General features: G+C 48.7%; 16 protein-coding genes. 8 read left to right on the forward strand and 8 right to left on the reverse strand.

Annotation, left to right across the window (positions count from 1 at the left end; translation table 11 throughout):
* Nucleotides 1-268 precede the first annotated feature (268 nt).
* The 3 genes from ACFW2W_RS18970 (at nucleotide 269) to ACFW2W_RS18980 (ending at nucleotide 7,863) form a co-directional block, all read left to right on the forward strand.
* A complete protein-coding gene (locus ACFW2W_RS18970; RefSeq protein ID WP_378181610.1) occupies nucleotides 269-2,155 on the forward strand; it encodes an ATP-binding protein in 1,887 nt (628 codons plus the stop codon).
* Nucleotides 2,156-2,203: 48 nt separating this feature from the next.
* Nucleotides 2,204-3,733 (forward strand): C-3',4' desaturase CrtD, encoded by a 1,530-nt coding sequence (crtD, locus tag ACFW2W_RS18975; protein ID WP_378181613.1) that lies wholly within the window; start codon nucleotides 2,204-2,206, stop codon nucleotides 3,731-3,733.
* Nucleotides 3,734-4,431: 698 nt separating this feature from the next.
* Nucleotides 4,432-7,863 carry a hypothetical protein gene (locus tag ACFW2W_RS18980; protein ID WP_378181616.1) on the forward strand — a complete coding sequence of 1,144 codons (3,432 nt, stop codon included), beginning with the start codon at nucleotides 4,432-4,434 and terminating at the stop codon, nucleotides 7,861-7,863.
* Nucleotides 7,864-7,921: 58 nt separating this feature from the next.
* On the opposite strand, the gene ACFW2W_RS18985 is transcribed toward ACFW2W_RS18980, so the two are convergent.
* Together ACFW2W_RS18985 and hslO are read right to left on the reverse strand one after the other, a co-directional pair.
* On the reverse strand, nucleotides 7,922-10,186 hold the full coding sequence (locus ACFW2W_RS18985; protein ID WP_378181619.1) for a chromosome segregation ATPase: 2,265 nt from the start codon (nucleotides 10,184-10,186) through the stop codon (nucleotides 7,922-7,924).
* A 203-nt stretch (nucleotides 10,187-10,389) separates the two neighbouring features.
* A complete protein-coding gene (gene hslO, locus ACFW2W_RS18990) occupies nucleotides 10,390-11,289 on the reverse strand; it encodes an Hsp33 family molecular chaperone HslO (RefSeq protein WP_378181622.1) in 900 nt (299 codons plus the stop codon).
* A 698-nt stretch (nucleotides 11,290-11,987) separates the two neighbouring features.
* Here hslO and ACFW2W_RS18995 point away from each other — a divergent pair.
* Nucleotides 11,988-12,377, forward strand: coding sequence for a hypothetical protein (locus ACFW2W_RS18995; RefSeq protein ID WP_378181625.1), 390 nt, complete (start codon nucleotides 11,988-11,990; stop codon nucleotides 12,375-12,377).
* On the opposite strand, the gene ACFW2W_RS19000 is transcribed toward ACFW2W_RS18995, so the two are convergent.
* From ACFW2W_RS19000 to hisD, 6 genes are all read right to left on the reverse strand, one after another.
* Nucleotides 12,300-12,635 (reverse strand): hypothetical protein, encoded by a 336-nt coding sequence (locus tag ACFW2W_RS19000; protein WP_378181628.1) that lies wholly within the window; start codon nucleotides 12,633-12,635, stop codon nucleotides 12,300-12,302. The two genes, ACFW2W_RS18995 and ACFW2W_RS19000, sit on opposite strands and share 78 nt — an antisense overlap.
* A gap of 78 nt (nucleotides 12,636-12,713) precedes the next feature.
* Complete coding sequence (locus tag ACFW2W_RS19005) at nucleotides 12,714-13,583, reverse strand: DUF928 domain-containing protein (protein ID WP_378181631.1); 870 nt, start codon at nucleotides 13,581-13,583, stop codon at nucleotides 12,714-12,716.
* A gap of 103 nt (nucleotides 13,584-13,686) precedes the next feature.
* Nucleotides 13,687-14,013: an adenylate/guanylate cyclase domain-containing protein gene (locus tag ACFW2W_RS19010; protein ID WP_378181634.1), complete on the reverse strand. Its 327-nt coding sequence runs from the start codon at nucleotides 14,011-14,013 to the stop codon at nucleotides 13,687-13,689.
* 117 nt (nucleotides 14,014-14,130) lie between these two features.
* Complete coding sequence (locus ACFW2W_RS19015) at nucleotides 14,131-14,769, reverse strand: Uma2 family endonuclease (RefSeq protein ID WP_378181637.1); 639 nt, start codon at nucleotides 14,767-14,769, stop codon at nucleotides 14,131-14,133.
* Nucleotides 14,770-15,249: 480 nt separating this feature from the next.
* Nucleotides 15,250-15,675 carry a universal stress protein gene (locus tag ACFW2W_RS19020; RefSeq protein ID WP_378181640.1) on the reverse strand — a complete coding sequence of 142 codons (426 nt, stop codon included), beginning with the start codon at nucleotides 15,673-15,675 and terminating at the stop codon, nucleotides 15,250-15,252.
* Nucleotides 15,676-15,694: 19 nt separating this feature from the next.
* Nucleotides 15,695-17,002 carry a histidinol dehydrogenase gene (gene hisD / locus ACFW2W_RS19025; protein ID WP_378181643.1) on the reverse strand — a complete coding sequence of 436 codons (1,308 nt, stop codon included), beginning with the start codon at nucleotides 17,000-17,002 and terminating at the stop codon, nucleotides 15,695-15,697.
* Between the two features lie 204 nt (nucleotides 17,003-17,206).
* Between hisD and rpsT the strand changes: the two genes are divergently transcribed.
* The 4 genes from rpsT to rpoB all read left to right on the forward strand — a co-directional run bounded on the left by rpsT (nucleotide 17,207) and on the right by rpoB (nucleotide 22,492).
* Entirely contained in the window at nucleotides 17,207-17,539 is a 333-nt protein-coding gene (rpsT, locus tag ACFW2W_RS19030; protein ID WP_378181646.1) for a 30S ribosomal protein S20, read from the forward strand.
* A gap of 107 nt (nucleotides 17,540-17,646) precedes the next feature.
* The gene (locus ACFW2W_RS19035; protein WP_378181673.1) at nucleotides 17,647-18,447 is read left to right on the forward strand and encodes a TatD family hydrolase; all 801 of its coding nucleotides are present in this window, start codon (nucleotides 17,647-17,649) and stop codon (nucleotides 18,445-18,447) included.
* A gap of 25 nt (nucleotides 18,448-18,472) precedes the next feature.
* Complete coding sequence (locus ACFW2W_RS19040) at nucleotides 18,473-18,655, forward strand: hypothetical protein (RefSeq protein WP_378181649.1); 183 nt, start codon at nucleotides 18,473-18,475, stop codon at nucleotides 18,653-18,655.
* Between the two features lie 519 nt (nucleotides 18,656-19,174).
* Complete coding sequence (gene rpoB / locus ACFW2W_RS19045; RefSeq protein WP_378181652.1) at nucleotides 19,175-22,492, forward strand: DNA-directed RNA polymerase subunit beta; 3,318 nt, start codon at nucleotides 19,175-19,177, stop codon at nucleotides 22,490-22,492.
* The last annotated feature ends 45 nt before the right edge of the window (nucleotides 22,493-22,537 follow it).

Raw genomic sequence — 22,537 nt, forward strand, 5'->3', positions numbered from 1 at the left:
ATCACCTTTCACTGCCATTTTTTAAAGTTGATTGAGAGAGTCAATCATTTCTTTAAAATCTGGCTTATTTATTAAATTTTACTTATTTATGTATTTTGAAATACCTTTTTTATGAAATATTTATTTTAAATTTTAAAAAGTTTGAAATAAATCAGTATCTTTAGAGAAATTTAATAATTTCAAAAGCTTTATCAGTCTATAGACAGATACTATGCTTTAGTCAGTTAGACCAGACTAAAGCTTAATTTAACTGGAGTGAGTTTTACTCATGCTGAGTGGACTTTCAGTAAGTAAAAATACATTCATTGCAGCTTGTTATTATACGACTGCATTTTTGAGCGATCGCGCTTTTCTCCGAGGGCAGCATCTACTCAGCAATCCATTGATACTCGCAACTCTAGCAATCTTCTTGAGCTGTGCTGTAGAACATTCAGTGCAGCTTTTAAAATTAGTCTTTGGTGGGCAAAACGGCTCCCCAATGATACTGACAATTCAGGGAGGTATCGTCCCACTCGTGGCTTTAGTCGTGGGAGTTTTCATGGCTCTAAGGCGTTATTACTCGCTCCTGTTTGAAAATTCCCAATCCAAAAGAACACTCATGCACCAACTGGATCAGGCTAATGTTGAGTTGGAAAGAGCGATCGCCAATTCGGAAGTTTTGGTAGCACGTACCAAAAAGTTATTGCAGACAAATCAACAATTAGAAAGGGAAATCATCGAGCGCAAACAGACACAAGAAGCAACGCGATCCACTCAAAATTTATTAAATTCCATCGTAGAAAATCTGCCGATGGGAATTTTTATTAAGGAAGTGAATGAATTGCGGTTTGTCTTCTGGAACAAAGCCAGCGAGGAACTCACTGGTTATTCTCCCGAAGAAGTGTTAGGCATGAACGACTATGATTTTTTCCCGCCAGAGCAAGCTGCTTTTTTCACAAATTGCGATCGCGAAGTGTTGGCATCTGGGAAACTTCTGGACATTCCGGAAGAGCCAATCCAGACTAAGCATCAAGGTTTGAGGATGCTGCACACTAAAAAAATCCCGCTTCTCGACGAATCGGGAATTCCCCGATATTTATTGGGCATTTCCGAAGATATCACCGAGCGAAAACAGGCGCTGGAGGCTTTAGGAGAATCAGAAGCTGCACAGACGAGAGCGATCGCGTCTTTACAACAACAAGCAACCCAGATGAAAACAGCGATGCAGACGCTGCAAAACAGCCAATCCCAACTGGTTCAGAGCGAAAAAATGTCCAGTTTGGGACAGTTAGTTGCGGGTGTTGCTCACGAAATTAATAATCCAGTCAGCTTTATTTACGGCAATCTCGCTTACGCAGATCAATACACCCAAAATTTGCTGCACCTGCTGCAACTCTACCAGCGTTATTATCCCCATCCAGTACCAGAAATCGAAGCTTATGAGGAAAATATCGATCTTGACTTTGTCTGGGAAGACCTACCGAATATACTATCTTCCATGAAGCTGGGAGCAGACCGCATTCGCCAGATTGTGCTGAGTTTGCGGAATTTTTCTCGGCTCGATCAAGCAGAAATGAAGGCAGTCGATATTCATGAGGGGTTAGATAGTACGCTGCTGATTTTACAGCATCGACTGAAAGCAAAAGTGGGAAATCGGGGAATTGAGCTGATCAAAGAGTACGGCGATCTCCCTCTTGTGGAGTGTCATGCTGGACAGATGAACCAAGTGTTTATGAATATCCTCACCAATGCGATTGATGTTTTAGAGGAGTACAGCTATCAGCACTTAGCGATCGCCACCATAGAGAATTTGCATACACAGTCTCTTCTAGGTCAAAACCTCCCCATTCTCAATGCCCAAGCGCCAGTTGCTTCGATTAAAATTCGCACTGAGGTTGTCGCAATTGATGACAGTCCTCATGTAGTGATTCGGATTCGAGATAATGGCTCTGGCATCCCTCCAGACGTGAAAGCACGACTGTTTGACCCTTTCTTCACCACTAAACCTGTTGGCAAGGGGACAGGCTTGGGTTTATCTATTAGCCATCAAATTGTGGTCGAGAAGCACGGCGGGGTTCTGAAGTGTTTCTCAGAACCCGGACAAGGAACTGAGTTTTACATTGAAATCCCGATTGTTCATCGTCGAGCGCGAACCTGTCAGGAAGCCGAAACTTAATGTAACGTAATATTAAGTCTCCCAAGAGGGAATCCTCGTTCTCAATTCATGCCAAGCCGTCATGTTGTCGTCATCGGTGCTGGAATTGGTGGTCTTACTGCTGGGGCATTACTGGCTCGTCGAGGCTACCAAGTATTAATTTTGGATCAGGCTCTGGTGCCTGGTGGATGTGCTTCCACATTTAAACGCAAAGGATTTACCTTTGATGTAGGAGCGACTCAGGTGGCTGGACTGGAACCGGGAGGGATTCATCACCGCATTTTTCAGGAACTAGAAATTGAGCTACCAGCGGCGACGCCTTGCGATCCAGCTTGTGCGGTGTATCTACCGGGAGAAACCGAACCGATTAACGTCTGGCGCGACCCCCAAAAGTGGAAGGCGGAGCGAATTCGGCAGTTTCCGGGAAGCGAACCATTTTGGCAGCTGTTGGCGACTTTATTCCGAGCGAGTTGGGCGTTTCAATCGCGCGATCCGGTGCTACCGCCGCGAAATTTGTGGGACTTATGGCAGCTGGTATCGGCGGTTCGTCCCGATACTTTGATTACTTTGCCCTACACTTTTTTGACGGTGGGGGACGCTTTGCGGGGGTATGGATTGGGCGATAATCAGCGTCTGAGAACGTTTCTGGATTTGCAGCTCAAGCTTTATTCTCAGGTAGATGCTGAAGAAACGGCTCTGCTGTATGCAGCCACTGCTTTGAGTGTTTCCCAGGAGCCGCAGGGACTATTTCATCTCAAAGGCAGTATGCAGGTGTTGAGCGATCGCCTAGTCTCCTCTTTAGAGCGAGACGGTGGCAAGCTGTTGATGCGCCACACCGTTGAACGCATCCACACCACAAATGGCAAAGCCACTGGTGTCGTCATTCGCCATCAAACAACCGGCGTTGTCTGGACAGAACCCGCCGACCATGTTGTTGCCAATGTCACCGCGCAAAATCTGGTGCAGCTGTTGGAAACACATAAACCAGAGGGATTTCCCAATTCTCAATCCAAAATCCCAAATCGATATCGTCGTCGAGTCGATAAACTGCCCCCATCGTCGGGAGCATTTGTGGTGTATCTAGGTGTAGATCGAAGTGCTATTCCCTCAGAATGTCCGCCTCATTTGCAGTTTCTCTACGATTATGATGGCCCGATTGGGGAAAATAACTCCCTATTTGTCTCAGTGAGTCACCCTAGAGATGGTCGCGCCCCAGAAGGCAAAGCAACTATCATCGCCTCTTCCTTCGTTGACACTCGGAATTGGTGGCAATCTGAGGATTATGAACAGCTAAAGCAACAATATACCGAGGAAGCGATCGCCCGCCTTAGTCAATTTTTTCACTTGACACCAGAAACCATTGTCCATCAAGAAGCCGCTACACCCCGCACCTTTGCCCGCTTCACAGCACGCGATCGCGGTATTGTCGGCGGGATTGGTCAAAGAGTTTCCACCTTTGGTCCCTTTGGCTTTGCCAACCGCACACCCGTGAATCATTTGTGGCTAGTGGGAGACTCCACCCATCCCGGCGAAGGCACCGCAGGCGTCAGCTACTCCGCCCTCACCGTGGTGCGCCAAATCGAAAATACCGAGAATTGATCGGACTGTGATAGTCACTCTGAATCCAGCTTGCGCGATCGCTACATCAATCGGGGCGCTTTCATTAATCAGCCCGTTTGCTAATTGTGTTTTCCTTAGGTGCAAGATTAGACTGCTTGCAAAAGTGCCTTGAAATAAATTTCCGGCTTAAAATTTAAACCCGTTAAAACTGACATCTTGCACCATTCTCAAGTTTGCCCCAAGTCCGTCTTGAACTCAATTTTCTTGGCTCATAGCTTGCATTCCACAGGACTTACGCAAAGCTTATACATATAGCGTTTTGTAGGGGTAATCCCTCTGTGGTTGCCCTCAGATGTGGTGATGTTGCGTAAGTCCTAATTCCATTGAAATGGACTGAAATTCTTACTAAGTCTTCTAAGAGAAGACTTGATTCTGTAAGAGAGGGGTTTAAACCCCAGGCGGGTAATGCGACTGGTGCCAGATGTGAGTTAAAACGGACTTGAGCGATTAGAAGGGGGGAATTTTATTCTCCGGCGGAATTGAAGTAAAACCCAAGTTTTAACAGAAGTGGGTAATGACACCAGCTGGAAGGGCAGGCGAATTAGAACTCTTTGAGGCAAAAACTCCGATTCTGTGTAATATGTAACAAAAATTCTACACAGCAATTTCTCCGCTGCATAACAATAAGTAATAGTGGCTTCAGCCTGTTTTTCTCAGAAACAGCTACAGACAAGTTTATGTACGTCTATCGCACCTCTCAGTTTAACCGGAAGGCTCTGTGCTATGGTGTTCAGGCTCAAGTAGATAAATTATGCAATGAACTTGAGCCTTTGAGTATTGATGAGTCACAGGCACGTTTTGAGAGAGTTTATCCCTACTTAAAGCGGAGAGGGGAAAACAATTTACGCCTCATTGCCAGGATTCGACCCGTACAGGACGACCTGGTGCTATGCTTACTAGACATTTTTCTCCGTGGCTCTAAAGAATACAAAAAGTTCCTGCGAACCCCAGAAGAGTACGGCACAAAGAATCTCGACTGCCAATTGGATGAGGAAGCGCTAACTAACTGGCTTGGGCAGCAGCAACCGTCAGCCAGCAACGTGTCTTCAAGACGCGAGTCGCTTCCAGACGATTTGCTTCCTTGGCTAGAACCTCCAGGCTGGGAGATAGAAAACGATAAAGACTCTTGGGCAATCCTCTACGAAAGCGATGAGTGGATTGCCAGGTTCAAGAGTCCAGAAATCGGAGAAGACTGGGAAATTTACTATCAAATTATCTCTGGAATAGAAGAAAAATCTAGGAACGCTGAAGAAATTGCCCAATGGCCCGGTGTGTATCTGTGTGGCGAAAATAATGGGTATGTGCTATTTAGCCAGCTTGAAACCGCCGATACGCCACCTCGAAAAGTATTATTTCTCCTAGCGTCTTTTGCTCATCGACCTTCTACAGAAGAGATAGCCCAAATAGGGCAGGCAACCAATTTATTTGATAGTTATAAAAATGTTTTATCTAAGCCTTTAACGCTGGATGAACTCACTCCCTTTGCGCGACGGTCTTATCCGAGTTACTTAGTAACTGATAAACAAAGTTGGCTTGCAATTCAAAGAGGCGCAGAGGTAAATTTAGCCCTTTCAGCAGAAGAAGAGGCAATTCTTAACTCAGTTTCAACAACATCAACATCGGGAAATAATTGTCTGCCGCTTTTCTTAAATGGGCGAGCGGGTAGCGGTAAATCTACCATGCTGCTGTATTTGTTTGCGGATTATTGTTATCGAAAATATTACTACGAGCCGGGAAAAGAACTTCCAGGAAAGCCGCTTTTTCTCACTTATAATAAGCGGCTATTAGAGGTAGCTAAAGAGTTCGTGCGCTGTCTGCATACGTTCCATCACCGCTTTGTGGCAGATCGAACAGAAGGTTCGGAAATCCCCGATGTCAGTGCTTTCTTTCAGCCGTTTGGGACATTTCTTCTGAACTTACTACCTTTAGAAGCGGACGCTGCGTCGTTGGCTAACAGGATGATCCAGCAACCTTACGCTGCGGGAAACCCTTCGGGCTACCGGCATACACTCCAGGAGCGTTTCGATTCCCAGAAATATATTTCTTTCCATCGCTTTCGACAGCTTTACCGAGACTCGAAGCTGCCACAAGCACAGGTGTATTCCCCAGAACTTTGCTGGCACGTTATCAGAACCTTCATCAAGGGGTACAGTCTCAGATACATGACTCCAGAAGACTACCAGGATGAAGTGCCGACTCAGGAACGCACTGTCCCAGTTGCTCAGTTCCAAGAAATTTACAAAACCATCTGGGGACGTTGGTATAAGCGGCTAACAACCGAGCTAGGGTACTGGGACGATCAAGACTTGATTAGATTGGTGCTGGAACTCAAGTGTTACCGTGCTGAGTACACTGCCATTTTCTGCGACGAGGCGCAAGATTTCACCCGGCTAGAGCTTCAGTTGATTATGCGGCTGTCTGCGTTCTCTCAGTGCGATCTGGGATACCAGCCTATGCGTAACCTGCCTTTTGCCTTTGCTGGAGATCCTTTCCAAACCTTGAACCCGACGGGATTTCGTTGGGAGAGCGTACAGGCAGCATTTTACAATGAAGCGATCGCCGCACTCGACCCCACACAGCGATTAAATCTGCGGATGAATTTCCCGGAGCTGAAGTCTAACTATCGCTCCTGCGCTCCGGTTGTGCAAGCAATTAACCTGATCCAATTGTGTCGTCAGGTTCTGTTTAAAATTCCGGCACTTCAGCCGCAAACCGCCTGGAAACAAGGTCACTTTCCCGCTCCGCAAAAATTTATTATTGGCCGAAATATTCAAATCGAGCAACTCAAACGCTACCTGAGAGACACGATAATTATCGTGCCTTGTGAAGAAGGGGGAGAGCTTGCTTATGCTCAAAACGATGCGGTTCTTTCTCAAATTTTGGCAGAGATCCCAGAGTCAGAACCGCTCAAAAATGTATTGAGTGCCAGTGCGGTTAAAGGATTGGAATTTAAACGAGTCGTTCTCTACAAATTCGGCGAGGAATGTAACAAAGCTGTCTGGAATCTGGTCAATAGACGGGAAGACTCGAAAGACCTTTTGGCAGATCGTTTGTACGAATTTGAATTTTTCTTTAATAAACTCTACGTGGCTGCTTCCAGAGCCAAAGAACGTCTATTTGTCGTTGATTCTCAAATCGGAGACCAGCGGCTTTGGGGGGTCACAGAAACTTATTTAGAAGTGCTTTTACAGCATTCACAAAACCCTGCTTGGCGAGAAAACGTTCAACCCATCCGTTTGGGAACACCTGAAAGCGCACGGGATCTGCAAGAAGATGATTGGCACTCGATCGCGCAGGAGTTTGAAAGTAGGGGAATGAACTCGGAAGATCCAGATTTCATGAGACGTGCCAGACAGTGCTATAGCGATCGCGCCTACGCTAAAAAAGCCGAAATTTGTGAAGCTTGGGCACTCAAATTTGAGCAGAAATTTGGCGATGCCGGTCAACGTTTTCTCATGCTTGACAAAACAGAGGACGCTTGGGATTGTTTTTGGCAGGGGATGTGCTGGTCAGCATTGTTGAAGCAGTTTGACAAGTCTCCGCCAGGTCGGGAATTAGAGCGGCAAATTGCCCTATTCATGGATCAAAAATTGAGTCAAGCTTCTTTAAAGGAGTTCACTCGCTTCCTCCAGAACTTTATCAAAAGCAACCAGTTGGAGATTCACCGCAACAGCCGACAGTGGAAAATAGCCTTGGAGGAATATGCGAAGGGAATTGGGGCTTTAATTACCGGGCCAAACCTCCACTGGCATGAATGGCAGCGATTTGGAGAGGTTCTGGAAGCTTTAGGAGAAGGCTGGAATGGGATGCTCTACCGTGCTGGAACTTGCTTCTACCGCGCCAAGAACTATGAACGTGCCGCGCAATGTTGGGAACGGTGTGATTCTACTCAACAGCGTAAATATTATCTGGCTAAAGCTTCTGTTCTCGGTTTGCCAAATGGTTTGGAGTATTTAGAAAAAGCCGGGGAATCTGAGCAGATTGTTAATGAGTGGAATAAGGCTGGCAGACCTCACACTCAATTGTGGTTAAAGTATGTTGCGCCAATACTAGAAAAAGGAAAAAGAAAGAGCGGTACGGCAACAAAGGCGAAACAGAAAAAGCGGTAATTAGTTATTAGTTATTAGACTTTGGCAAAACACCTAACAATTGACTAATAACTAATAACTAAAAGGATGGTGAGTTTTCAAGGGACTGAGGCTGTAGACTTTGTTTCCAACCTTCGATTGCCCGTTGAGCGTCGGTGTAGGCAGATGAACCGTCGGGGATGTTTTGGGCGATCGCGATCGCTCTTGGTACATCATTCCGAGCCTGCTCCTGTGCTATCGCCAACAGTTGATAACTCCAGCGATTAATTACCTCTCTGGCTTCAGCACCGACTCGCGTTGAGTTACGTACCTGACGAGCCGTTTGAATTGCTTGCGCGATCGCATCCGGTGTTCCTGGATTCGCTAACTGATAAGCGGACTGCAAAATCTCTTGCGATCGCAGTTCTGTCCGCCAACTTTTAATTTTTTCCTGAGCTTCACCGTATAGCGCTCGTCCCGATCTAATCTGTCCCGCTGCGGTAATTGCGCCCGGAAGATTGCCCGAACTCGCCAAAGCTTGCGCTTGATCCAAATAAGGCTGGTCTTGTACCCGCTGAATTCTGTCTTGCCACCGTCTGATCTTGCCTTGAGCTTCACCGTAGAGCGCTCGTCCCGGTTGAATCTGTCCTGCTGCGGCGATCGCGCCGGAAAGATCCCCCGCATTCGCCAAACCAGTCGCTTGTTCCAAATAAGGCTGGTCTTGCATTCGCTCGATTTTATCAGTCCACTGTCGGATTTTGCGCCTCGCCTCTGTATAAAGAGCGCGTCCTTGACCCACTTGACTGGCTTCGTTAATGGCTTCTTGCAGGGAACTCATATCCCCCAAACTTGCCAGTTGATCGGCGCGAGCCAGATAGGGACGATCTTCTACCGTCTCTATTTGACTCGTCCAGTTACTGACGAGGGATTTTGCTTCTGAGGAGCGGGGATTAGTGCTGGGAACCAGTTGTGCTTCCGCGATCGCTGCGCTTAAGTCACCCACTGTTCCACCTTTTGCCAGTTCCCGCGCCCGATCTAAATGGGCGACATCTTCAATTTCTCGCTGCCAGCGAACAATTAAATCCTGGGCTTTATCGTATAGAGGGCGTCCGGGATTTAACTTTTGGGCTAGGGCGATCGCGTCTTCCAAATCTGAAACCGTTCCCTTCTGAGCGCGAGACTGGGCACTTGCCAAGTCGTTCAAATCTTGCGCTTCGCCTTGTAAATTGAGACTTTCGGGAATTTTACTGGTAATTAGGATGACCGTTTGCCAGTCTTTTCTATCGAGCGCCTCTTGAGCCATATCGATTAATTTGCGCCCAAATTCTGTCACCGCGCCTTGGGCTTCCTTGTATGCCAAACTGCTGGGCGGAATTGCCTGTGCCAGTTTGATCGCCTCCAACAGATTATCTAATCCTCCGCTCTTAGAAAGTTGGAAGGCTTTATCCAACTTGGCGCTTTCTTCCCGCGCCGACTGAATCAGACTCACCAGTTGATCGTACTTGGTCGTTGCCCAGTAGGTATTGCCGATATAGACCAGTTGCACGGCATCTCGAAAAGCCTGAGTCCAGTTAGATTCGCGCACCTCGTCTTGGGCTTTTTCATAAAGCTTTTCTGCCTTCGACCAGATCGATTGCCAGCGATTTACGCGCTCATCCACCAACTTGTAGGCTGGCACGCCAGTGGGGATTTTGCGAGCCATTGCGATCGCTTCCGACAATTGACCCGCTTGGAAGGATTCCTCTCCTAATTTCAAAATCTCCAGCGACCACTCTTCCAGATGCTTGTCAATTTCTGGGCGTAGCGGGTGATCTTCTGGTAAACCGTTCACCAATGCGATCGCCTCTAGCAAATCTTTTGCCGTCTGCTTAGAAGCCGCTATCTGAGCGCAGCTGAGGCGCAGCGATGCCGAAGCCGTAGGCCAAAAAATAGCTGGGCAGTTGGGGAGGGCTGGCAGCTTAAACAATAGCGCCACCGCCATAAAACCCAGCCCTCCAGAGATCAGCACCACCAATACGCCCCAGAATGCCCAGCTAGTCGGCAAGCGTAAAAAACGCCTAGGTCGAGGTGGCTTGGGTGTCTCTGACGGCGAGGGGGGCTGTGTAGCCGGAATTTGCTGACCCCCCTGTGCTGGTGCAGAACTACTACCCACCGGACGCTTAGGACGATCCGTTGGTGGAGGAAGTGGCTGTTTCCCCGGACGCGGTGATTTTCCGGGGACAGGTCGTGAAGAGTTCTCGCTCGCGTGTGGTTTGCGATCGCTCGGACGCCCAGACGCAGGCACTCGTTTTTGGGATGTCCACCCAGTCGAATTTGAAGACTTGCCGCTCCCCCCGCCATCTGGAATTTCGGGATTTCTAGTCATAGCTTACTCACACCACAACGCGCTTCGCCTGGGACGAAAGCTTTTTAGCACAGGCAGTAGTTGCAATCCTACTCCCCTCAGCCGCAAAAAGCTATATTCTAATCCAGAAGTCAAAATTTATAATTGATCATTCACAAGTAAATTCTTAAGTTCGCTACAGAATCTAGAATTTTTTCTCCCTTGTGACTTCTAACTTCTGATTCCTAAACAGACTCCGCGCGTAAATCCTCAATCAAAGCCGCCAATTCTTCACTGTTCGCTTTGTAAACTTCTCCACAAAAATGGCAAGTCGCTTCGGCTCCATCATCTTTTTCAATCATGTCTTGCAGTTCGGCTTCGCCCAGCATCTTCAAAGCACCCAAGACGCGGCTCATCGAGCAACCACAGTGAAAGCGCAGCATCTGCACTTCTGGTAGGATGACCAGACCCATGTCTCCCAGCAGTTGTTCTAAAATCTCCGGCAACGTCTTGCCTGCCTGTAATAAGGGTGTAAATCCCGCCAGTGTTTCCATTCGAGATTCCAAAATTTCCACCAGGTTCTCGTCTCTCGCCGCCTTGGGCAGGACTTGCACCAGCAACCCACCAGAAGCCCGTACTGTACCCGCTTCTATAAATACACCCACTGCTAGCGCTGAGGGCGTTTGTTCGGAAGTCACCAGATAGTGGGCAACGTCATCCCCAATTTCACCGGACACCAGCTCAACGGTACTCGAATACGGGTAGCCGTATCCCACATCGCGCACGACATAGAGGTATCCCTCCCGACCGATTCCTCCCCCGACATCCAATTTTCCTTTGGCCTTTGGGGGCAGTTCCACGGTTGGGTTATCTACATACCCTCGTGCGGTTCCGTCTAATCCGGCGTCAACGAGAAGCCCGCCGAGTGGCCCATTTCCCTTAATGCGAATGTTGACCCTTGACCCCTCTCGCTTCATGCTAGAGGCAAGTAATAGCCCTGATGATAGGGTGCGCCCCAGTGCAGCGGTTGCCACGTATGAAAGGTTGTGACGCTGTCTGGCTTCTTGGGTGAGGCGTGTGGTGATGACCCCAACGGCTCGAATTCCACCCTCTGCCGCCGTGGCACGGATTAACTGATCAGCCATGAAAAGACCTTACATTTCTTAACACACTATACTTTTATTGTAAGCATGGCAGTTGATGGTGAGGTGGCATCTGCGTTCCTAATTATTTGAACTGCCAAAAGCAGCCAGTTCTTCAAAAAGAGTAAAAACCTGAATCTTCTATCAGGCGCAAATGGATAAACCGGCTAAAAATCAGTATCGGAATCAAATAACTATTTTTGATAATTATTTTTGGGTTATTTTAGTTAATTTAAAACCCGATCTTATATTAAAATTATTTCTCTATTTCAGGTATAAAGATTAATTGGATTCTGCATTATAATTTTTATCGTAAAAGGCTAATTAGCCGCTATTCTCAAGAAAAACTATTACATTAGGGTTAGGAACAGTACATAGAAAACAGGAGCATCCCGATGACAGCAAATATACGCCCACAGGCTAGAAGAACGAAGCCTGCCAACGCAACTGCTTTATATTAGCCTGCTCTCGTCAGGCTTTGTTTGTTTAGCCGCGAATGCGAGTCGTCGGACTTTAGTAGTCGGACATTTTTACTTTCAGGACTTACGCAAAGCTTATACATATAGCGTTCTTGTCGGTTCAATCCCCCTGTGGTTGCCCCAGATGTCGCGCAAGTTGCGTAAGTCCTGACTTTCATTGGGATGCTCCCATAGAAACCTCTGTACCAGTAACAACTAATAACCAAGAAATCACAACTGTTTATGCTAGGAAACTTTCAACAAAGCCATCTCAGAATAGAAGTAAATTCCCCAGCAGCAGCCATCGGCGACAGTCTGCTTCGTCCCAGCCAGCTAAGCCAGTGGCTGTGGCCCCAGCGCCTTTCCGCAGGGCTACCGGAACATCTGTCTGAGGGGTTAACTTACACCAGTTGGGTGGGGCCAGTGGCGATACAACACCAAGTGGAAGTGGCTCAACCTTACTGTCTGCGCCTGCTATTGAGTCAGGGAATTGACGGTTATCACGAGTGGTACTGGGGAGAACATTGGATACAGTCACGTCTGGAAGGGGTATCTCTACTGCCGCTGAGTTTGGGGCAAACACTCAGTTTGCTGCGCTTGCGTGAATTTCTGACATCCCACTCCGAGGGGTGAGGAGTGAGGAGTGAGGAGTGAGGAGTGAGGAGTGAGGAGTGAGGGCTGAGGGCTGAGGAGTGAGGGCTGAGGAGTGAGGAGTGAGGGCTGAGGGCTGAGGAGTGAGGACTGAGTAGAAGAACAATTTTCATTGTTGGTGATAGCGCGATCGCTATTAAAGACTAACTTGAACACGAACTGAGCAAGAAAGACAGAGAAAATAGATTCTTCTTTCCAGTGGCTTTTTGCAAATAGTTTTGCCTTCAGCCTGTGGAACAAAAGAAACCCGTTTTCTAGTAGAAAACGGGTTTTTATTCAGGCGGAGACAATTTTACATTTATCTTGAGTGTCAACTAGCTAGTGCTTCACCAACCGTTGCTGCTCTCGCTCTTTCACCTCTGTCAGTCCAATTTGCTCTAAGAGCGATAGAAACTCCTGGCGGATTAACGGATCGTTGGGGTTGGCGGCATGGGCGGCTAAAATTACCACTAGAGTATCGTACCAGTATGTTGACCGAGCGTAGATTGCTGCCTTGCCAATCTGCGATCGCGCAGCTGCCAGTTGTTTCTCTAGAGCAGGTGTCGCTGGTACGTGCTTAATCCAGCCTTGAGCAATCTGATTTTCAGAGGGTCGATTCGGATTGCACTTCACAGTGACTGTCCATCGATATTCCCGTCCTGGAACCAGTTCTGGCAGGTCTTTGGACATCTGGAGTTGATTAATCCCAGCCTGGGGTCTTTGGATTTGTTGCTCAATAATTGGCTCAGATACTCCTGATTCGACCAGTGTAAAGGCGATCGGTACTGATGGGGTGCCCGACAAGTACCAGTAAAAGATGGGACGACCTGATGCAGTCAATCCGGTGTGAGTAGTAGGAGCCAGCAAAGTCACAGATGTAAACTGAGACTGAGAGCATCCTTTTGGCGATTCATCAGCGCCTCTACTACCGCCGCCTCTGGGAATATTCACATCATCGGGTGGCTGATAATGAACTCGCGTTCCCGTTCCGATGGTGTCTACGGGAACACCCACATGACCCGGCTCGTAACCAGAACTTGTTGGCGTTTTCGGCAGAACATCTGCGTAAGCGGTCGAGCTAAACCCTAAATCAATTGATAGGCGGCTCAATAGAGAATTGAGGGGAATTTCTATTAAACCGAGAAACTGTATCAAAATCACTGATGCAGTTCCTGCTACCTTTGTCCCTAATTTACGGGAAATAACCATAGAGCTACAAATGATCTAATGCCAATAAATTTTTAGACGACAATTTGGCGATCGCAGTTTCCAGATCCCGGTACTGCAATACGGGTATTTGTTGTAATTTTTATTACTCTATCAAAACCTGATAAACTGCGGTCTGCTGTTCGCGCCCTTTGAGCATGACACTGCCGAGCCTGTTTGTGGGAAATTTGCCCTGAATATGCTGGGTTTGTTTCTTCATTACAGGACTTACGCAAAGCTTATACATATAGCGTTTTTTCGGGTTCAATCCCCTTGTGGTTGCCCTCATAGATGTGGTGATGTGCGGCGAGTCCTGATTAATTAAAATCCGGCAAATACCGCCATCCAGAGATTTATCGTGGCTTTCCAGTCGGGCTGCCACATTAACGCTGTCGCCAATCGTGGTGTAGTCCAGTCTTTGGGAACTGCCCAAGCTACCCGTAACGACATTGCTGTTGCTGACTCCTGACTTCTCAAAGATTGGATGTTGACGAGAGGGTAGCGATCGCCTGCGAACAAAGAGCGATCGCCCCTTTTTCCACTGCCTCTCTTATTCTTCTCTTTCTGGGGGGTTCTCTGCGTCTGTGGGGTTCGTTTCTGAATCTTCCTCTGTCACATTAAACTTAACCCCTTCATACAGGTTGCTGAAGGAAATTTGGAATTCTATTGAAGCTAGGGCTAATACAGAATCAGCACCTTCATACTCAGTAAGTACCCATTTCCCTTCTGCATTTTTAGCAAACTGCTTTACATACAATTTATACTGGTCAATCAGAATATATTCTGTAAACCCAGGAATTGACCGATAATAATCAAACTTATCTACTTGATCGTAGTTTTTAGTAGATTTAGATAAAACTTCACTAATCATCAACGGATTGGTTACAGTAGTCGTGCCAGTTCCCTCATACACTGGCTCTCCTTGAATCACCATGATATCTGGATAAGTGTAAACTCGATAACGCGGTATCCACAACCGCACATCACCCATAAATATTCGAGAGTTCTGCCTCCTCATTGCCAATTTAAAATAGGCGTAAAAATTCCCTGCGATTTCGTTATGTTCGGTTGTTCCACCCGTCATCGGTACGATTTCCCCATTTCTATATTCACTTTTGTATTCAGCCGTTTCTTCTAGTTGTAGATATTCCTCTGGGGTGTAGGAACGTATTTGTGTTTGTGTTTGCATATCATTTTCCTCAAATTATAATAATTTTGTCTATATTATAGTTATAAATAAACTGCGCGATCGCATCTGGGATGTGATGGTAAAAGGGCGCGATCGCACTTTCTCTTACTCATTCTCACTATGGTGAATTTTGGTGCAGAATTTTTGCGCGATCGCACTTGTATTTATCTTAGTTTTCAGAAATTTATCTTTGATTTAATTAGTCTCGTAATTAGCACATTTTGTAGAGACGCGATTAATCGCGTCTCTACGAATTCTTGAGCCAACATAACCATACCTGATTCACATAAATTGAGGTAAGTTTTATGAAAACTAACGACTGATGCTAATCACTAGGAAAGTGTTACATCCGCTCAGAGCATCGGCTGAAAAAACTCAAACTCAAACGCGAAATACTTCCGCAGTTATTCTGGCAAAACGCGATCGCTATAGGGGCGAACATTGCCCACTCCTAGCAGGTTCATTTTTAATTTTTAATTTTTATGCCTGCTTCACCACTAGCACGGAACAAGGGGCATCAGCAACAACTTGGCTGCTGACAGACCCCTCTATAATTCGCTTCAAACCCGTTAAACCCCGACTGCCAATCACAATCAAGTCAGCTTGATAAATATTCGCAAGGCGGATAATTTCTTCAGCGGGATCGCCAGTAACGATTTCTAGTTCGCTGTGGCAGGGTAGAGCAGCCTGATAAGATTCCATCTGCCTTTCAATCTGTCGATAGGGCAGCTCCTCCGAACAGGCGTGGGGCTTGTCAACAGCAATTTCTACCTCAGACCCCGACGAAGGAATGACGTGGGAAAGAATGATTTTGGTCGTTGGCTGTAGTTGGAGTTCTTTCAGGGACTGAATCACTCCCTCCGAAAGCTCTGAACTGTCGAGAGCCACCAGAATAATTTTTAGCACCCCAAAATCTCCTTTTTCGTTATTCGTCAGACCTCTTCTCGGTTCGCAGCCGCACGGAGTCAGCGTGGGAAGGCAAACCCTCCGCTTGGGCAAGAATCTGGATAGCGTTGCCAAGCTTCTGGAGCGCTGTGGGCGAGTATTGAATCAGACTGGAGTGTTTCAGAAACGTTTCAACTCCCAGTGCTGAAGCGTAACGGGCAGCGCCGGAGGTAGGCAGCGTGTGATTCGGCCCTGCTAAGTAGTCTCCCACAGCTTCGGGCGTTGAGGAACCCAGGAAGATAGCACCCGCGTGGCGAATTTTTTCCAGCAGATCCCAGGGTTCTTGGACTTCCAGCTCCAGGTGTTCGGGGGCAAACTCGTTGGAGAGTTCGGCAGCAACCAACAGAGAGTCTACCACCACAATCAAACCGTAATGAGCGATCGCTTTCTCTGTGAGTAGCCGTCGCGGATGATCTTCCAACTGACGTTCTACTTCTAGCTGTACTTTCTTCGCCAACCCGGTTTCTGTAGTCAGGAGAATTGCCGCTGCCATTGGATCGTGTTCCGCCTGCGCCAACATATCTGCCGCCACATAGACGGGATTGGCGTTTTCATCGGCAATAATCAGTACCTCAGAAGGCCCTGCTAGCGAGTCGATCCCCACAGTGCCGTAAACGAGCTTTTTCGCCAGGGTGACGTAGATATTACCGGGACCGGTGATCACATCTACCTTAGGAATGGTTTCGGTGCCATAAGCCAAAGCCGCGATCGCTTGAGCGCCCCCAATCCGATAAATTTCCTGCACCCCGGCTTCCTGGGCTGCCACTAGCACCGCTGCATTCATCGTTTTTTCTTGCCCTGGTGGCGTCACCATGACAATTCTAGGCACACCCGCCACCTTTGCAGGGATGGCGTTCATTAATACCGTACTTGGATAGGACGCTCGACCGCCAGGAACGTAAAGCCCTGCTCGGTCTACCGGCGTATAGCGCTTCCCCAAAACAATATCATCGTCCCCGAATTGAACCCAAGATTTCGGGACGCGCTGCCGGTGGAATGTTTCTATTTGTTGACGTGCCAGTTGAATCGCGTTGAGTAACTCCTTGGACACCTGTTGATAGGCAGCATCCAGTTCTGAGCCACTAACGCGCAGCTGTTCGAGACTTAAAGTTTGTCGATCGAATTCAGCCGTGTAGTGCAGCAGCGCTTTGTCGCCCTGGCGCTTCACAGCCTGTAAGACTTCCCGAACAGTTGCCTCTTTATGAACAATCTGGTCGTCATGGATGCGATCGCAGATACGCCGCAGTTCAGTTCTTGCCTCAGCTACCTGAGTAATGATTCGCAGCATGGAGTCGGAATCACCATCTAGGAATTACCCGCCTGAGTTCAGGTATATAACCATCCTCATCCCTGGAGATGAGGCAGCCTACTACCTGTACTCGTTTCTATAGCTTAACCTGGATTTTTCAAGGGATCGCTATACTTTATAGAGAGATGGTATATTAATCTATCTAGTTCTGTTTGTTAACTGTACAGAGTTTTCCTCAAGACTGTGGCCAATACTAAGTCTGCCCTAAAGCGAGTCCAAGTAGCCGAACGCAACCGGCTGCGTAACAAGACCTATAAATCAGCCGTAAAAACGCTGATGAAGAATTATCTTGCAGCCGTCCAAACCCACGCAGCCAATCCCACTCCGGAATCGCTGCAAGAAGTACAGCGGCGGATGTCAGAGGCCTACAGCAAGATTGACAAAGCGGTAAAGCGGGGGGTGTTGCATACCAACAACGGTGCCCGTAAAAAATCCAATCTCGCCAAGGCTCTCAAACGCACGCAACCCCAGCCAGAAGCTTCAACCCCGGCTTCGTCGGATGCTTCTGCTTCCTAGTTGCTAGCCGCTCGTCAGCAGTTAGTTGTTTATTGGTAGTAGGCTGTAGGTAGAATTCCCACTACCTCTTACTTGCTACCCATGCTTGATGACCAATGACTGAACAGATACAGTTGTTCGATACCCACGTCCATATAAACTTCGATCTCTTCCAGTCCGATCTGGAAGAGATTAAGGCTCGGTGGTGCGAAGCGGGTGTCGTTCGGCTAGTTCATTCGTGCGTGGAACCTGCGGAGTTTTCAAGCATTCAAGCGCTAGCAAACCGATTTCCAGAACTTTACTTCGCCGTGGGGTTACATCCCCTAGATACCGAGAAGTGGACATCAGAAACTGCCGAACAAATTCGTTCCCTGGCTAGTTCTGACCACCGAGTGGTAGCAATTGGCGAAATGGGTCTGGATTTTTATAAAGCGGAAGATTGGGAGCGGCAAAAAGCAGTGTTTGAAGCACAGCTAGCGATCGCGCAGCAACTAGATTTGCCTGTAATTATTCACTGTCGGGATGCTGCTGCGACCCTGCACGGACTGTTGCAAGATTTCTGGAAGCGCACAGGTTCCGTGCGGGGCGTCATGCACTGCTGGGGGGGCACTCCGGAAGAAATGCAATGGTTTTTGGATTTGGGTTTCTATATTAGTATCAGCGGCATCGTGACGTTTAAAAACGCCACTCAGATTCAGGAATCGGCAAGGATAATCCCCAGCGATCGCCTCCTAATTGAAACCGATTGCCCCTTCCTCGCACCCGTTCCCAAGCGTGGCAAACGTAACGAACCCTCCTACGTCCGATATGTCGCCGAGTGTGTTGCCCATCTGAGGGGTGTCTCTTTAGAGACTCTAGCAACGCAAACCACCCAGAATGCCTGCAATCTGTTTCGACTTTCCGTACCTCAGCCTAGTGCGGCGATTTAGTGCCCAATGGTAAGGGCTTCTATCCATGCCGTCTGCCATACCCGTCCTGAGTGCTGTAGACACCTGGAAGGGAGGGGGGAACCACGACAGAGACATCCATACCGAGAAGGCAAGAACTTTTGGTGGCAAATCTCTTTTCTCCCCCTCTGGGTTTTATTACCCCAGTCTAGAGGCAGGTGTCAACAAAGAAAGTCAATTTGCGACATAATATTTAAAAGACCCTCTATGAACAGAATTCTGGCAATCAGACTGGGATGGCTGCCTGCTCCCCCTTTCACAGACTTCATACCCCTGCAATCACTGTCCTTATACCTGGTAAAGAAGCACTAAATATTATCTTTGAGCAAACAAGTCGGAGCGAACTGCTGGTTCGCTTATAAAACCAACGAAAAACAACCCTGAGACGTTTCCTTCCTAGTGGGGACTAAACGGCTCAGGTTATTCTTGCGAATCGCTTGTCCTTGGGAATGAGTGAGGCAGACTTCGCCGCTACCGCTTACTTTGGCACGAATTCCATCCCCCTAGATGGGAAGGATGTAAAGATGAAGGACGAATTCGGAACCATCAACGATAAAGGATGAATCCATTTGGCATTCATCACCCTAACGGATGACTTTTGAGTCCTAGACGATCGGGTTGATCGGGAAGTCGGGTCTCCCCACTGGCATTCTTCTTAAACCCACCCTTACGACAGGTAACTCCTGAATTCTTTTGCAAGAGGAAAAGCATGACTAATCAGACCTCCACTCCAGTTGCTTATATGTTGCCAGACCTGGTTGAAATTCAGCGAGCCAGCTTCCGCTGGTTCCTGGAAGAAGGTCTGATTGAGGAACTTAACAGCTTTTCGCCAATTACCGATTACACCGGCAAGCTGGAGTTGCATTTCTTGGGCAAAGACTACAAACTCAAGCGACCCAAGTACGATGTAGATGAAGCCAAGCGTCGGGACGCAAGCTATGCCGTACAAATGTACGTTCCTACGCGGCTAATTAATAAAGAAGATGGGACGATTAAAGAGCAAGAAGTCTTCATCGGCGATTTGCCCCTGATGACCGACCGAGGCACGTTCATTATTAATGGTGCTGAGCGGGTGATCGTCAACCAGATCGTGCGAAGCCCCGGAGTTTATTACAAATCGGAAACAGACAAAAACGGACGTCGCACCTACTCAGCAAGCTTGATTCCCAACCGGGGAGCGTGGCTGAAGTTTGAAACCGATAAAAACGACTTGGTGTGGGTGCGAATCGATAAGACGCGCAAGCTGTCGGCGCAGGTATTACTCAAAGCTCTGGGGCTTTCCGACTCGGAGATTTTTGATGCATTGCGTCACCCGGAATATTTCCAGAAGACCATTGAGAAAGAGGGGCAGTTTTCCGAAGAAGAAGCGCTCATGGAGCTATATCGGAAACTCCGTCCGGGGGAACCGCCAACCGTTTCTGGTGGTTCTCAGTTGTTGGAATCGCGCTTCTTTGACCCGAAGCGATACGACCTGGGCCGAGTCGGTCGCTATAAGCTGAACAAGAAGCTGCGGCTCTCGGTGCCGGATACAATGCGAGTGCTGACCCCGACAGATATTCTGGCGGCAGTAGACTACCTAATCAACTTGGAATATGACATCGGGATTACGGATGATATCGACCATTTGGGCAACCGAAGAGTGCGCTCGGTGGGTGAACTGCTACAAAACCAAGTGCGCGTCGGGTTGAACCGTTTGGAGCGGATTATCCGAGAGCGAATGACCGTTTCGGATGCCGAAACGCTAACACCTGCTTCTTTGGTGAACCCGAAGCCTTTAGTGGCGGCGATTAAGGAATTTTTCGGTTCTTCTCAGCTATCCCAGTTTATGGATCAGACAAATCCCTTAGCGGAGCTGACCCACAAGCGGCGACTCTCGGCGTTGGGTCCGGGGGGATTAACGCGGGAACGGGCCGGGTTTGCGGTGCGGGATATTCATCCGAGTCACTACGGACGGATTTGCCCAATTGAGACGCCAGAGGGACCGAACGCGGGATTGATCGGCTCTTTGGCAACTCATGCGCGGGTGAATGCCTACGGATTTATAGAGACGCCGTTCTGGAAGGTAGACATGGGGCGGGTACTCAAGGAACAAGCTCCGGTGTATATGACGGCGGATGAGGAAGACGATTTGCAAGTCGCGCCGGGGGATATCCCGATGGATGTGGATGGGTGGATTTTGGGAGAATCGGTGGCGGTGAGGTATCGCCAAGATTTCACGACCACAACCCCCGACATGGTGGACTATGTAGCGGTATCGCCGGTGCAGATTATTTCTGTTGCCACATCGTTGATTCCCTTTTTGGAACACGACGATGCCAACCGGGCGTTGATGGGGTCGAATATGCAGCGGCAGGCGGTGCCGTTGTTGAAGCCAGAGCGACCCTTAGTGGGGACTGGATTGGAAGCCCAGGCGGCGCGGGACTCTGGGATGGTGGTGGTGGCGCGGGAAGATGGGGAAGTCACCTTTGTGGATGCGACGCGGATTGCGGTGCGGAGTTTCGATGAAGCGGGAGTTCCCTTAGGACCGCAGATCGAGTATGAGTTGCAGAAGTATCAGCGCTCAAACCAGGATACCTGCTTGAATCAGCGACCCTTGGTGTATGAAGGCGACTTCATCGTTGCCGGACAGGTACTTGCTGATGGCTCTGCGACCGAGGGGGGCGAACTGGCTCTGGGGCAGAATATTCTGGTGGCGTATATGCCCTGGGAGGGCTACAACTACGAGGACGCGATCTTAATCAGCGAACGGCTGGTTTACGACGATGTCTACACGAGCATCCACATTGAGAAGTACGAAATCGAGGCGCGGCAAACCAAACTAGGACCCGAAGAAATTACGCGGGAAATCCCCAATGTTGGGGAAGATAGCTTGCGAAGCCTGGATGAAACCGGGATTATCCGAATTGGAGCCTGGGTAGAGGCGGGGGACATTTTGGTGGGGAAGGTGACGCCGAAGGGGGAATCTGACCAGCCGCCGGAAGAGAAACTGCTGCGGGCAATTTTCGGTGAAAAGGCGCGGGATGTGCGGGACAACTCCCTGCGGGTGCCGAACGGAGAGAAGGGGCGAGTGGTAGACGTGCGCGTCTTCACCCGCGAACAGGGCGACGAACTGCCCCCCGGAGCGAACATGGTGGTGCGCGTCTATGTCGCGCAGAAGCGCAAAATCCAAGTGGGCGACAAGATGGCGGGACGGCACGGCAATAAGGGGATTATTTCCCGGATATTACCCGCCGAAGATATGCCCTACCTGCCAGATGGGACGCCTGTGGACATCGTGCTGAACCCCCTGGGGGTGCCATCGCGGATGAATGTGGGGCAGGTGTTTGAGTGCTTGCTGGGATGGGCTGGCGAGAACTTAGGCGTCCGCTTCAAAGTGATTCCCTTCGACGAAATGCACGGAGCGGAAAAAAGCCGCGAGTCAGTGCATGGCAAGTTGGAGGAGGCGAAGAAGAAGACTGGGAAGAACTGGCTGTTTAACCCTGATGAAGCCGGGAAGCTCCGAGTCTTTGATGGGCGTACTGGGGAAGCCTTTGACCGCCCGATCACAGTGGGCAAGGCGTATATGCTGAAGCTGGTACACCTGGTAGACGACAAGATCCACGCCCGTTCTACGGGACCCTACTCTTTGGTGACGCAGCAACCCTTGGGAGGCAAAGCGCAACAGGGTGGGCAGAGATTTGGCGAAATGGAAGTGTGGGCGCTGGAGGCTTTTGGCGCTGCCTACATTTTGCAGGAGTTGCTGACGGTGAAATCCGACGATATGCAGGGGCGGAACGAAGCGCTGAATGCGATCGTGAAAGGCAAGGCGATTCCGCGACCGGGAACACCAGAGTCCTTCAAGGTGTTGATGCGAGAACTGCAATCTCTGTGTTTAGATATTGCCGTCCATAAGGTGGAGACGACCGAAGACGGAACCACGGGACACGTAGAGGTTGACTTGATGGCGGATGTGTCAAATCGCCGGACACCGACGCGACCCACGTATGAATCTCTCAGCCGCGAGGAACTGGAAGAAGACGAAGTTTAATCAATGAAAAATGAAAAATTAAAAATTAAAAATTAGGAATTCTTT

It is taken from the genome of Coleofasciculus sp. H7-2 (assembly GCF_042747725.1).
Taxonomy (GTDB): Bacteria; Cyanobacteriota; Cyanobacteriia; order Cyanobacteriales; family FACHB-T130; genus FACHB-T130.

Excerpts from the sequence above, each read along its gene's own strand:
- ACFW2W_RS18970 (WP_378181610.1), top strand. The coding sequence starts at position 269 with ATGCTGAGTGGACTTTCAGTAAGTAAAAATACATTCATTGCAGCTTGT.
- crtD (WP_378181613.1), top strand. The coding sequence starts at position 2,204 with ATGCCAAGCCGTCATGTTGTCGTCATCGGTGCTGGAATTGGTGGTCTT.
- ACFW2W_RS18980 (WP_378181616.1), top strand. The coding sequence starts at position 4,432 with ATGTACGTCTATCGCACCTCTCAGTTTAACCGGAAGGCTCTGTGCTAT.
- ACFW2W_RS18985 (WP_378181619.1), bottom strand. The coding sequence starts at position 10,186 with ATGACTAGAAATCCCGAAATTCCAGATGGCGGGGGGAGCGGCAAGTCT.
- hslO (WP_378181622.1), bottom strand. The coding sequence starts at position 11,289 with ATGGCTGATCAGTTAATCCGTGCCACGGCGGCAGAGGGTGGAATTCGA.
- ACFW2W_RS18995 (WP_378181625.1), top strand. The coding sequence starts at position 11,988 with ATGCTAGGAAACTTTCAACAAAGCCATCTCAGAATAGAAGTAAATTCC.
- ACFW2W_RS19005 (WP_378181631.1), bottom strand. The coding sequence starts at position 13,583 with ATGGTTATTTCCCGTAAATTAGGGACAAAGGTAGCAGGAACTGCATCA.
- ACFW2W_RS19015 (WP_378181637.1), bottom strand. The coding sequence starts at position 14,769 with ATGCAAACACAAACACAAATACGTTCCTACACCCCAGAGGAATATCTA.
- hisD (WP_378181643.1), bottom strand. The coding sequence starts at position 17,002 with ATGCTGCGAATCATTACTCAGGTAGCTGAGGCAAGAACTGAACTGCGG.
- ACFW2W_RS19040 (WP_378181649.1), top strand. The coding sequence starts at position 18,473 with ATGCCGTCTGCCATACCCGTCCTGAGTGCTGTAGACACCTGGAAGGGA.
- rpoB (WP_378181652.1), top strand. The coding sequence starts at position 19,175 with ATGACTAATCAGACCTCCACTCCAGTTGCTTATATGTTGCCAGACCTG.